The organism is SAR324 cluster bacterium, from assembly GCA_015232315.1.
Taxonomy (GTDB): Bacteria; SAR324; SAR324; order SAR324; family NAC60-12; genus JADFZZ01.
The window spans coordinates 213,481-225,613 of the sequence record JADFZZ010000001.1 but is presented as its reverse complement, the minus strand read 5'-3'; the positions used below and the strand labels follow the sequence as shown (position 1 = coordinate 225,613).

Genomic DNA, 12,133 nt, shown 5'->3' with positions numbered 1-12,133 from the left:
TTTTTAAAATTACCAATTCTGAATAATTTGATTAAATCTTTTCAGTTTCTCCTGTTCCCCCATATCAACATAAGGTTCATCTTTATACTCATTAAAATCATGTCCAGGAATGACAAATTCGGCATTCCCGGCATTCCCTGACTGATCGGCGCCACCACTCTCGGAATGACGAGCAACCAGAAAAGTTTTTGCGACATAAGGCCCTGTATCCTGTCGTTCCTTCAGTGCGGAAACATGCGCTTTCAATATAACTGTGCCTGATGTTCCTTCAATTTTTTGTTGTCCCTGTATATGTACAAGAGGACTCCCAGTCGTTTGGGAATACAAATTAGCGCTTACACGGTATGTCCCTGAATTATTTACTGTAATATTGACAGGAATGAGCAAGTTAGGGCCATCAACAGTTTCTTGTCCGAGACCATCCACTTTTGCCACTGATTCTTCAAGACGGAAGGGCAGGATATAACTTTGTTCTCCATAACCACTCAGCAGAAAAACCGCTTTGATCTGAAGTTCCGCAGGCCAATCTTTGCTTTCCTCGATTGGGGATTCAATCGTAAAGCTGAAGTGTTTTTCCATCTCATCATTTTGAGTCATCGTCATTTGTGTTGAAGCCAAAACCTTTTGTCTGTTGAGAATTTCAGCCTTGACATCCAGAACCTGGGGAAGCGGTTCAGATTGATCTCCATAGATGCGGAAAGTCCCTTCAATAGGAATGCCTTTAAATAATACAGATGATGGCAATATGATCTCGTATGAGAATGGCTCACCGGTTGGCATCTTAAGTCTGAAAGGAATAAACGCGTTTGGATTCAAATACTCATAACTATTTTCATTCAAAGGTGTGGCATATGGCGGAAATTTCAGGTTATGCGCATAATCTGTGGCAATCTCCTGAAGTTTGGCCTGAATCAATTGATCACCTTGTTTTAGGATTTGCTGATTGTCCTGAGCTTCTTCTGTTTTCTCAACAACCTGGGGTTGCGTTTCTGTTTTTGGCGCCACAGTGACTGGTGTGATGGTCGGCTCTTCAAGAGTCAATTCCTCTTGTTCCGGTTCTGTCTGTGTGACTGGAGTTACCACTTCATCTGGTTTTTCAAACAGTCCACTTATCAAATAAAAGCCCAGCACAAGCAGTAATAATATCCCTGCTCCGGTTAATACTTTATTCATATTCCTACTCCTCAAAAATTTTTAAATGGTTTAAGGATTATTCCTCATCTTCATACGACGCGATCGGATCCGGTGTTCCTTCACCACGGAATTCAGAGTGACAGCCTTTGCAACCATTTTTTTCAAAGGAACGAAGTTGTTTTTTGATAGCATCCAGATCGCCATAGCGTGAGACATCCACCAATTGGCGTGCTTCTTTTTCCATGATTTGAGTTTGTTCCACGAATTTTTTGCTCAACCGTCCATCTTTGTCCCAGATTTCCGCTTTGGCTCGTGATTTTGGTCCCATGCTTCCCGGAAGAAACAGTCGCAACATTTCAAAGGACAAGGCACTCAAGGCTTCCGCATGGGCAATAAACTGATTTCTCATATTGATTTTTTTAGCGACAAGCAACCTCAAGGCCTGGGTGTGATTGCCTTTGATGGTCATGACATAATTTCTGTATTTGATCAGATCATCGCGATTGATTTTTTTTACCGCCGCGGCGTCTGTTTCCGCATTTTGTGCGGGGGGCGTTTCTTGAGCATATAAGGAGGCTCCGGTCTGAGCCATGAATAAAAACATCAGGGTGACGGTCATTATTTTTTTTATTTTTTGTGTCATATTGCTCCTTGTAATGAATGATTATGGAATAATTGGTTCAATTCTTCATAGCAATTTCATTTCAAAGAGGTCAAATGGTTTATTTATTTTTTTTGTCTGTGCCGTGGAGTTGCACTCGATTTTTTTGATAAAACCGTGGCATGTATAGTAATGTTTGAAGTTTTTATTGATTTATTTTAGTGTGCCTAAAATTTATTGGGGGGCTGGAACCCTTTAATTGTCCCTAATTTCCATAATGGATGAATGGCTGAGAAGAAAAAGGAAGAAGGACAAATTATCAATGAAGATATTTTCGGCAAGGATTGGGAAAGCTCAGACCCTAAAGAGGGACTGACGCATCTCAAGATTATTGCCAAGAATATTGGTAACATTCCGGGACTGGTGACTCACTGGGAAGGGGATATTAAAAAAAGGCATGATGAAATATTGAAAGCAAAAAACGCAACCTTCATCATGAGGGCAAAAGCCATGCTCGGTGGCAAGTTCGGCAAACTATACTGGGAAGGGGTTACTGGAGAAGATCTGGCACAGCATCATCCAACCAAAACTGCCACAGACCTGGTGGAACGTTTGAAAACGGATCCTATGGATTATCAGGCGCGTATTGCTCTTGTCACGTTATTGGGCCAGACAGGGCGTGAACTTCCTGTGGAAGTGTATCGAACCATGTTACTGCAATCGACTGTGGCAAATACCTTTGGTGTGTTCAGTATTCCCGGAATTCAGGTGGCTTTATGGGCACAGAATACCTATTTGAACCAACTTCAGGCTAAATGCAGGCATGATGTCCGAACAATAGAAAACAAAATTCTTCTGGCAAAAAAAGCCACAGGAACAGAAGAGCAAATCAAAACACTGGAACGGTTGAAAGCCGTGATCAACAGAAACATCCGTGTGATTCAGGAATACATGACCCATGCGGCTAAAGCGACTGAGCTTTCCAAATATATGTTCACCGAAATGTTTGATATCAATGACATTGAACGGCAACTCAACAGCGATCAGTCAAAGCCTGAACTCAAACAACATTTATATGTCAAAGCCTATGCCATCATCCATTTTTTAAGATTTCATCTGTTGCTACAAACTTATGCGGTTGACATCACTGATAAATTTGTGCTTCATGACAAGGATAATTCTTTGGGCTATTTTTTGAAGGCCAGAGTTTATATGAGTGAGATGACCTACATGGTCAATCGCTTTCGTGCGGGTGCAATCGGGAAGGAAATCAGAAAAGATATTCAGGAATTGTTTAAAAAAACCTATCACTTTTATGGCCTTGCCCTGAGACGTACCGGCAGTAGCAAGCGCTCTCTGAAGAAGAAAGGGCACGAACTCACTATTCTGCTCGAATATGCCAGTGTTCTGCGATATTTCATTCAAACTTCTGTTCATCTCCTGAATATTCAGTTACCTCGACCATGGATTCTGGAAAATCTGAAACGGGTCCAGAAATTGTTGCAAATTCAACTGGAATTTGGTGATAAAATGGTGAAGGACCTCTTACATGAAGTTGAAAATGATCTGAATTTCTATGAGGCATAGAATCGCCGGTAGCGGCTAACTTTAAAACCTTAACGGACAGGATGTTATGGCCAGAAATAAACCCGTTTCTGCTGAATTACCTCAGGCAGTTTCTGATGATGTGATCCGAATGTATCCTAAAGAGGAACGTTCGCTGATTCGAATGATGGCAGGAATGACCAATGCGGCGTTCAAGGCTGTCGCAAAAACAGGAGAAAAATCCATCAGAGTCGGTAAAGCATTGATCCCCGGTGCTGACAGATCTCTCGCCCTGCAGGAAATGGGCGCTTCGTTGCGTGACTTGCGGCAGGTGGCCGGAATGACCATCAATGATCTGAATGATGCTCTTGATCTTTCTGACCAGACATTGCTGGATGCGGTAGAAAATGGAACAGCCACGCTTTCGTTTGAATTAACCCTGCGTCTGGCCGCACTGTTGGCACGCCATGATCCGGTCCCGTTTATTCTGAGATCAGTACGCACCTACAATCCGGAAGCCTGGCGGATTTTGCAGGATTGGGGGGTAGGGCGTATTCCACATCATTTTGAGCGCGAACGTGAATTTATTAATATTTTCCGCAGTCGGGATGAGGCCCGAAAGCTGTCGGATGAAGGCTTCGCCAAAGTCCTTGAGTTTACAAGAGCGGCTTTTGAAATGGCTTTGCACTTCACGCTGGAAAATCAGTCAAACTCAAATGGTCCTGATGAGGACGACGAGAATGACTATGAAGACGAAGACGAATATGAAGAGTATGAAGAGTATGACGATGACGATGAAGATGAAGATGACGAAGAATATGAAGAAGTGAGGAATGGCAAATAATTCCCGATATCTGGTTGGAATAGATCTTGGAACCAGCAATTGCGCAGTGTTTTATGTAGATCAGCAGGATTGGACACACACGATTCATCCGTTTGATATTGCGCAATGGGTGGACAAGGGGCGTCTTCATAAGAATCCGGTGCTCCCCTCATGCCTTTACCTTCCCAACGTTGAAGAACTGAATTCCGGCATTTTCAAACACTCATGGGAGTCCTCTTCGGCCCCCTTGATTGTGGGGGACTATGCCCGGCAACAACAATTCCGTACACCGCATTTAACCATCAGTTCCGCAAAATCATGGCTTTGTTACCATGGAATTGATCCATTCTCTGCGTTTCTGCCCTTAGGTAATACTGAATCCCATCTCTGGTCTCCCGTCGAGGCGACCGCCATGATTCTGGCTCACATCCGAAATGCCTGGGACCATCATTTTGCGGCCCAAAACAGTGCTCTCAAATTGGAACTTCAGCAGGTTGTCATCACCATTCCTGCCTCATTTGATGAAATCGCCCGTGAACTCACACTCAGTGCCGTGGAATCATCCGGGCTCAAAAATTATTCTTTGCTGGAAGAACCCCAGGCCGCGTTTTATTCCTGGATTGCGGATCAGGAGGCCTCAACCCTGTCTCATGAATCGCATGTAACCTTAGTGATTGATATTGGCGGCGGAACCTCTGATTTCAGTCTGATTCATACCACTGCAACTGAGGCCGGAAAGATTCCGGATTTTGAACGCATCGCAGTCAGTGATCATCTGCTGTTGGGAGGCGACAACATGGATCTGGCCCTCGCGCATCACTTTGAATCCGAACTGGCAGGAAACAGTCAAAAACTGGCACCACGGTTATGGGACTCACTGGTTCAGCAGTGTCGACTCGCCAAGGAAACTGTTTTCTCAGGCAGTCATGAACAGATTCCTGTCACCATCAGTGGTTCAGGCAGTCGATTGATGGGAAATACTCGAACCGTTGCTTTAAACAGGGGGTTGCTGGAACAAATCGTTCTTGAGGGATTTTTTCCTGTCATTTCATGGGATGCCGCCCTGATCAAAAATCGTAATGTCGGTCTGAAACAGATGGGCTTGCCCTATGCTCAGGATGCGGCGATCACCAAACATCTTCATGCGTTTTTAAAGCGCTCACTGGAAGATCACGGACAACTGAAATTTCCCGATCAGGTCTTGTTCAATGGAGGGGCTTTGTCACCTGCTGTGGTAAGGTCCCGTTTATTGACTCAGTTGGAAACCTGGCGTGAACAATGCCATGAATCACGAAGACCAGCGGTTGTTCAGCCTTTGGAACACCACGATCTGCATTTGGCGGTTGCTCGCGGTGCCGCGTATTATCAAATGGCGCAACAGGGGCATGGTATTCTGATCAAGGGTGGTAGCGCACGGTCTTATTATATCCATGTCCATCTGGAATTATCAGAATCAGACAAAAAAGAAGCGTGGCTTTGTATTTTGCCTCAGCACATTGTTCCCGAACAACCTGTGACTGTTCTTCAAACGGGCATCATGCTGAGAGTGAATCAGCCTGTGGTATTTCAGTTGATGTCCTCCATTCATCGTCCTCAGGATCAGGCGGGAGCTATCCTGTTGCTGAACGCGGAAGAAAAAGAGCGGGAATTTATTGAATTGCCGCCCTTGCAGACCTTGATCACTCCTGATCGTCAACTCGTTAAAAAGAAGACACTGGAACTGGAAATTCATCTCAAAGCCATATTGAACGAAATCGGAACCCTGAGTTTGTTTTGTGTAGACGCGCAACGGAACCAGGAATGGAAACTGGCGTTTCAACTGCGTGCGGCAAACACTGCGGCACAAACGGACGATGAATCCTTGATTACATTAGCAGAAGAAGATTTGCTCCCTGCCAGAGCCTGCCTTCAGGAGTGGTTCGGACGAAATGCTGAAGGCTCCGTCAGTGGCGGCATTTACCGGCAAATGGAACAAGCTCTGGAAATGCCCCGTGAGGAGTGGTCGATCCCATTGTTACGTGGCTTATGGCCATTTCTGTATGAGGGCATGGGACGAAGAACACGATCGGTCAATCATGAATTGAACTGGCTGAAACTTGCGGGTTTTTGTCTGCGACCGGGATATGGTTGCAGAGGCGATGAACTCAAAATGCGACAGGTGATGGAATTGTTTCCGGGTGGCCCTCATTTTCGAAAAGAACGCGCCATTGAAATTGAATGGTGGGTGATGTGTCGACGAATCGCGGGTGGAATTTCAACAGCCAATCAGCAACTTCTGCTGGACATGGGGTGGAAAAAAATCAGGGAATCCGCAATGAAACCTCGTAAAGGCACGATCGGAAAAACTGGTAAAAAAGGTGGAAAAACCACTGCCGCAGCGTCACCAACGGCACTCAATGAACTATGGAGACTGCTGGCCAGCCTTGAACATCTGCCACCGCAGGAAAAATTGAAATTGGGGCATGAACTGATCAGTCAGGTCAAACTGGGGCAAGCAACAGGAATTGAAGGTTGGTGTCTGGCACGTATAGGCGGCAGAGTGCCTGTTTATGGAAGTCCGGTCAACGCGGTCAGTGTTTCTACGGTAGAATCCTGGATCGACTGGTTGCTGAGTTTGTCCCCCGAGATCACTTTCTATCAGGATTTACCGCTGATCCTCTCAAAAATGGGACAGCTTACCGAAGACCGTTCTCGTGATATCAGTGACAGAACCCGTAATAAAATTATTGATTTTCTCAAAAAAAAGGAAGGAACAGAGGCCTTGCAACAAATACTGCAAGTGCCGACTGACGAAAACCTTTCCTCCGCTACGTCAAATGACTGGTTGTTTGGAGACAAATTGCCATCGGGACTCAAACTCATTAAACCCCTGGATTAAATGCTGTATTTCGTAACATCCAATCTGAACAAACTCCGTGAAATGCGTGAACTCCTGGGAATTCCTCTGGAAAACGTAGCGTTGGATCTGCATGAAATCCAGACCACGAATCTTCATGAACTGGTTCGTGACAAGACACAAAAAGCCTATTCCGCACTTCAGCAACCTGTTCTGGTGGAAGACACCTCCCTGTTTTTTAACGCATGGAATGAACTGCCCGGGGTTTTGATCAAATGGTTTGAGAAAAATATGGGAATGCAGGGGCTGGTTCAGGCCCTCAGCGCTTTTCCAGATAAATCAGCAAGAGCCGTATGTTGTCTCGGTTATTCTGAGGATGGCGAAACCATGCATGTGCTTGAGGGAACACTGGAGGGAACGATTGTTCCACCAAGAGGCAGTAACGGATTTGGCTGGGACTGTATTTTTCAACCTGCTGGTGAAACCCGAACAATGGCCGAAATGACCGCTGAAGAAAAACATCGAGTCTCCATGCGGCACATTGCGGCGACACGGTTCAGACATTTTTTAAAGCGGCAGGAAGCGCAAAAGTGACGTTTTCTTCCACAAGCGTCAATTCTTCAATGGAGCTATGGTCCACAAAGGTTTCAAGTCTGGAAACTATTCCCTGAACAATATCTTCCGGTGCGGAAGCTCCAGCGGTGATGCCGATCCGCATACCGAAACGGAACCATGCCCTCTCCAGTTCATCGGCCGACTCAATTCTTCTGGCGGGAATTCCCGCGCCTTGAGCAACTTCCACCAACCGCACTGTGTTGGAACTGTTGGGCGCCCCGACGACCAGAATCAGATCAACAGCTTGTGCCAAACTTTTTACCGCGTTCTGACGATTCTGGGTCGCATAACAGATGTCATCTTTTTTGGGACCTTCGATATCAGGATATTTTGCTTTGAGAGCCTGAATGATACTGGCTGTGTCATCAAGTGACAGCGTCGTCTGAGTGAGATACGCGATTTTCTGCCCCGAGGGGATCTCCAGTGTTTCTACCTCCTCAACCTTCCCGATGACGACCATTTTTTCTGGAGCTTCACCAAGGGTTCCGACCACTTCCACATGGTCTTTGTGCCCGATCATGATGATGATATATCCTTCTCGGGCATAACGCTGTGCTTCCAGATGAACTTTGGTGACAAGCGGACACGTCGCGTCGAGCACAGCCAGATTTTTTTGTGATGCGGCATCCCGTACTGCGGGAGAAACACCATGTGCTGAAAAAATCAGATGAGCGTTTTCAGGGACGGTATCCAGTTCTTCCACAAAAATCACACCACGTTTTTTGAGCCTGTTCACGACATGTGGATTATGCACAATTTCATGCCGCACATAAATCGGCGGACCATAAAGTTCCAGCGCTTTTTCCACAATGGTGATGGCTCTATCCACACCGGCACAGAAACCGCGAGGACTCGCCAGGACGAGATTGAATTCATTGTTCACAGTCACACTCCATTTTTTATTCGTCTGCAATCACTGATGTTCCCTGAAATATTCCTGGTAACGTTCTTCAGCCTGATCACCGAAAAATATGACACAAGCGTCTTTCAAGCCTGCGGAATCACGCACGACGTCATGAGGAACGACCTGAGTGATTTTTGAACGACGTCGGAGAAAATCATCCAGTTTGGTGATCATCTCCCGTTGCGCGGCTTCTTCGACTTCACACCGCAGATATTCCGAATTTTCAATCAGCAGTTCTGCCATTTCAGGTTCACGTCGGATACTTTCCAACATCCCGAGTGCATGAGCACCATAACGTCTCCATAATCTGGATGTGAGTTTTTCGGAAGAGGTCGCCGGGGTCCTCGCATCCAGATTCATCAGTCTGGCCTGATGAAAAAATTCTTCTTTCACCGCATCAGGTGGCTCACCATACCATTTTTTATCGGGGAACGGAAATTCCACGCCAAATTTTCGAACTTCATGAAAAACCTCTTCGCCCACATTCAGACAATCAGTCAGTTTTCCGCCAAAGATACTGATGTGACGATCCTTGACGTTGGCTTCGACAACGTGTTTGCGGGAAAGCTGAAACCAGTCCTGATTTCCTGAAGTATTACCAGACACCACCAGCGGACGGACTCCGCAACGTTCAGCGATCACATCGGATTCCGTGATCGGCTTTTCCAGTTTGAGGCGTTTGTTGATATTATCCAGCACAAATTTCCGATCTTCCGCAGTCACTTCGGTATTTGGAGATTGTACTTTGGTGTCGGTTGTCCCAATCGATGTTTTGGGGCCCATCGGGATTACAAAGAACAGTCGTCCGTCATCCGCAAAGAAAGTCAGTACTCTTTTGTTGGGAGTAATACGATCTACGATCAGATGGATGCCTTTGGAAAACGCATGGTGATGTTCTGTTTTCTGACCGGTGATCTGGTTGTGTTCATCCACAAAGGGACCACAGCAATTGATCAACGCTTTGGAAGTGATGGTGAATTCTTCTCCGGAAACCGTGTCACGCACTTTTGTTTTCCATAAACCCTGATTCTGTGATGCTCCCAGTGACTCCACATAATTGGCCGCGGCACAGCCATAATTCAAGGCACCTCGAATGAAGTTAAATACAAACCGGGCATCATTGTCATGCAGGTACGCGTCTGAATATTCCATTCCGCCATTGCTGTTGTCCGTGTTGACCACAGGTTCTTCTTTATTAATGATGGAAGGTGTCAGATAGCGTGGTGGTTTGGTGAAAAAATTCCCCATGAGCCAATAGAACAGTGTTCCGCAGAACAGAAACCATGGAGGGTATCGGAAGCCTTTGGCCAGTGTCGTAAAAAACCGGATTTCCTGGACTGTGGAGGGATAACTGCGCATCAAATGGTTCCGTGACATGCAGAGTTTGCGAACCAGTCCGAATTCATACGTTTCCAGATATTTGATGCCACCCCATGCCAGATTTGAGGACTGCATGCTGGTGAATCCGGCAAAATCAACACGGTCAATCAGCGCGACTTTTGCGCCTTTGCCAGACAGAGATGCCGCGGAGACAGCACCATTGATTCCGCCGCCAATGATCAGCACATCAAAGGACTCATTTTTCAAGCGTTCGATATTGGTTTTTCTCAGTTTCATAATCCCCTCATAAAATCCATTTTTATTAATTTCAATAATTTGTTTTTTTCAAAGACATTGCTTTTCCACAAAGGATCTCAAAACAGTATTTGACAAAAATATATAGAGAAGTTAAGCATAAAAACGATATGCTGTTGCGATTGTCAAGCTACCTGAATGGGGAAAGAATATTGTTTACAGTTGCTAAGGCTCTTTCATACAAGAATTTATTGCAGGGATTTAAATCTAAGGTGAAACATCATGCCGGTAGAAAAAAAAACATCTTCACCACCATCCAAACTGGTCAGACGCAAATTTCTTGCAGATGATCCCATGGTGAAAACTCTGATTCGGGAATATTCAAGCAGCAATAAAATCCGTGGCATCCACACTGAATATGAAGGTGAGGGTGAAAACAGAGTGATTAAATACATAGAATTTCTTATTCGTGAATAACACCATTGGATCCCTCATTTATGCCCGAACAGCCGCACTATTGCCTGCTGATCATTGATGACAGCCAATTTGTCAGAATGGTGATCAAACAGGCCTTTCAACCGCTTCCCTGTGTCTTCACTTTTCTCGAAGCGTCCAATGGACAGGAAGGCTTGCGAATAGCCAAAAAAGAAGAAATAGACCTGATCATTACAGATATGGAAATGCCTGTGATGGATGGACTCATGTTCATCAGGGAACTACGCACAACTCTGGGTAATACGTCCGTTCCCGTATTATTTTTGACAGGCATCACGGATAACAATTCCAAGATTCAGGCCTTTGAACTGGGTGCGACGGATTATGTGACCAAGCCTTTTATCATGCAGGAACTGAAAGCCCGGACCATGGGCTATCTGGAACGTCATCGCAGCATGCAGGATCTTCGACTGGAAATCATGGCGCGCAATATGGCGGAAGAGGCGCTCAGTGCGTCTTACAGCACCATCAAGGGCCAGAAACTGGAGATGGAAGAAGATCTGCAAATGGCTGAGGATGTTCAGAAAAAACTGATTACCAGTTACAAGCCGCCGACTTTTCTGGATATTGTCGTTCAATACAATCCTCAATCTCATGTTTCAGGTGACATTTATTATCTGAAGGAAGGGCATAACGGTTATTATAATATGTTTGTGGGAGATGGCACAGGTCATGGTGTAGCCGCGGCACTTTCGACGATTATGGCAAAAATGCTACTGGATCAAAGCATTGACAGTCCCAACATTGAAGATGTTTTCAAGCATGTGAATCAGACGTTTGAAGAAGAAATGCCTGATGACCGTTTTATTTCCGCAATCTGTGCCCGCATCAACAGCAAAGGAGAATTATCAACGGCCAATGCCGGACATCCGTCACTGATCATTATCCCGGCGGATGGCCAGCCTCCCGTTTTGTTAAACCTCAAGGGAAAGCTTCTCGGATTGTTTCCAAATGACTGGATTTCTTATACCGAAGAACGTTATACCATGAAAAAAGGTGACAGGGGATTTCTTTATACTGACGGTGTGAATGAAGCCAAAGATGGCGAAGATAACCTGTTCGGTGAAGAACGTCTATGCGCATTTTTAGCGCAGAACCGTGAATTACCACTGCAAACCCTTGTGAAAAATCTGGTCAGGACACTGGATGAATTCACTTTTGGAACATACGATGACGATGTGACAGTTATCGCTTTTGAATATCTTGGAAATATATGACAGACATGGTGTCTAGGTCAGAGCTGATAAATTCTGGAAAGGACTAATATTTATGGAAATTTCTCGTGAAGAAAAAAATGGTGCTGTAATTTTTCACCTCAATGGAAATCTGGCTTTGACAGGTGTCAAAGTGGCTAAAACGGATATCAAACCCGCTGTGGAAGATGTGGCAATTACCAAAATTATCATTGATATGAAAAACGTGAATCTGATGGATTCGTCAGGAATTGGCTTTCTGGTCGCCAGCGCCAAAACCATTCTCAAACGGGGCGGAAAATTTGCGTTGTGTGATTGCCAGAGAATTGTCGCGGAAATCATCACATCAACCCATCTGGATGATTTTCTACAGATATTTCCCTCAATGGATGATGCGGTCTCGCAAATATAA

The 12,133-nt window shown here is 45.2% G+C and carries 11 protein-coding genes; 7 read left to right on the top strand and 4 right to left on the bottom strand.

Features of this window, described 5'->3' with window-relative positions; translation table 11 throughout:
* Positions 1-9: 9 nt before the first annotated feature.
* Together HQM11_00920 and HQM11_00915 are read right to left on the bottom strand one after the other, a co-directional pair.
* Positions 10-1,173 carry a hypothetical protein gene (locus tag HQM11_00920; protein ID MBF0349559.1) on the bottom strand — a complete coding sequence of 388 codons (1,164 nt, stop codon included), beginning with the start codon at positions 1,171-1,173 and terminating at the stop codon, positions 10-12.
* Between the two features lie 37 nt (positions 1,174-1,210).
* On the bottom strand, positions 1,211-1,777 hold the full coding sequence (locus tag HQM11_00915; protein MBF0349558.1) for a cytochrome c: 567 nt from the start codon (positions 1,775-1,777) through the stop codon (positions 1,211-1,213).
* Between the two features lie 243 nt (positions 1,778-2,020).
* Here HQM11_00915 and HQM11_00910 point away from each other — a divergent pair, with 243 nt between their 5' ends.
* Genes HQM11_00910 through rdgB form a run of 4 tightly spaced genes read left to right on the top strand, consistent with a single transcriptional unit; the run spans position 2,021 to position 7,533 of the window.
* Complete coding sequence (locus HQM11_00910; protein MBF0349557.1) at positions 2,021-3,322, top strand: hypothetical protein; 1,302 nt, start codon at positions 2,021-2,023, stop codon at positions 3,320-3,322.
* A 46-nt stretch (positions 3,323-3,368) separates the two neighbouring features.
* Positions 3,369-4,124 (top strand): XRE family transcriptional regulator, encoded by a 756-nt coding sequence (locus tag HQM11_00905; protein ID MBF0349556.1) that lies wholly within the window; start codon positions 3,369-3,371, stop codon positions 4,122-4,124.
* Positions 4,114-6,981, top strand: coding sequence for an Hsp70 family protein (locus HQM11_00900; protein ID MBF0349555.1), 2,868 nt, complete (start codon positions 4,114-4,116; stop codon positions 6,979-6,981). The genes HQM11_00905 and HQM11_00900 overlap by 11 nt, the downstream gene beginning before the upstream one ends.
* Positions 6,982-7,533, top strand: a complete 552-nt coding sequence (rdgB, locus tag HQM11_00895; GenBank protein MBF0349554.1) for an RdgB/HAM1 family non-canonical purine NTP pyrophosphatase — start codon at positions 6,982-6,984, stop codon at positions 7,531-7,533.
* On the opposite strand, the gene ispH is transcribed toward rdgB, so the two are convergent.
* Together ispH and HQM11_00885 are read right to left on the bottom strand one after the other, a co-directional pair.
* Positions 7,496-8,437: a 4-hydroxy-3-methylbut-2-enyl diphosphate reductase gene (gene ispH, locus HQM11_00890; GenBank protein MBF0349553.1), complete on the bottom strand. Its 942-nt coding sequence runs from the start codon at positions 8,435-8,437 to the stop codon at positions 7,496-7,498. The genes rdgB and ispH overlap by 38 nt on opposite strands.
* Positions 8,438-8,467: 30 nt before the next feature.
* Positions 8,468-10,078, bottom strand: a complete 1,611-nt coding sequence (locus HQM11_00885) for a glycerol-3-phosphate dehydrogenase/oxidase (GenBank protein ID MBF0349552.1) — start codon at positions 10,076-10,078, stop codon at positions 8,468-8,470.
* A gap of 237 nt (positions 10,079-10,315) precedes the next feature.
* On the opposite strand from HQM11_00885, the gene HQM11_00880 reads away from it, so the two are divergent.
* The 3 genes from HQM11_00880 to HQM11_00870 are packed head-to-tail and all read left to right on the top strand — an operon-like array spanning position 10,316 to position 12,133.
* The gene (locus tag HQM11_00880; protein ID MBF0349551.1) at positions 10,316-10,510 is read left to right on the top strand and encodes a hypothetical protein; all 195 of its coding nucleotides are present in this window, start codon (positions 10,316-10,318) and stop codon (positions 10,508-10,510) included.
* Positions 10,511-10,530: 20 nt separating this feature from the next.
* A complete protein-coding gene (locus HQM11_00875) occupies positions 10,531-11,745 on the top strand; it encodes a fused response regulator/phosphatase (GenBank protein ID MBF0349550.1) in 1,215 nt (404 codons plus the stop codon).
* A gap of 52 nt (positions 11,746-11,797) precedes the next feature.
* Complete coding sequence (locus tag HQM11_00870; protein ID MBF0349549.1) at positions 11,798-12,133, top strand: STAS domain-containing protein; 336 nt, start codon at positions 11,798-11,800, stop codon at positions 12,131-12,133.

Bases quoted from the DNA above. Each gene is read 5' to 3' on its own strand.
- HQM11_00920 (MBF0349559.1), bottom strand. From the start codon at position 1,173: ATGAATAAAGTATTAACCGGAGCAGGGATATTATTACTGCTTGTGCTG.
- HQM11_00915 (MBF0349558.1), bottom strand. From the start codon at position 1,777: ATGACACAAAAAATAAAAAAAATAATGACCGTCACCCTGATGTTTTTA.
- HQM11_00910 (MBF0349557.1), top strand. From the start codon at position 2,021: ATGGCTGAGAAGAAAAAGGAAGAAGGACAAATTATCAATGAAGATATT.
- HQM11_00905 (MBF0349556.1), top strand. From the start codon at position 3,369: ATGGCCAGAAATAAACCCGTTTCTGCTGAATTACCTCAGGCAGTTTCT.
- HQM11_00900 (MBF0349555.1), top strand. From the start codon at position 4,114: ATGGCAAATAATTCCCGATATCTGGTTGGAATAGATCTTGGAACCAGC.
- rdgB (MBF0349554.1), top strand. From the start codon at position 6,982: ATGCTGTATTTCGTAACATCCAATCTGAACAAACTCCGTGAAATGCGT.
- HQM11_00880 (MBF0349551.1), top strand. From the start codon at position 10,316: ATGCCGGTAGAAAAAAAAACATCTTCACCACCATCCAAACTGGTCAGA.
- HQM11_00875 (MBF0349550.1), top strand. From the start codon at position 10,531: ATGCCCGAACAGCCGCACTATTGCCTGCTGATCATTGATGACAGCCAA.
- HQM11_00870 (MBF0349549.1), top strand. From the start codon at position 11,798: ATGGAAATTTCTCGTGAAGAAAAAAATGGTGCTGTAATTTTTCACCTC.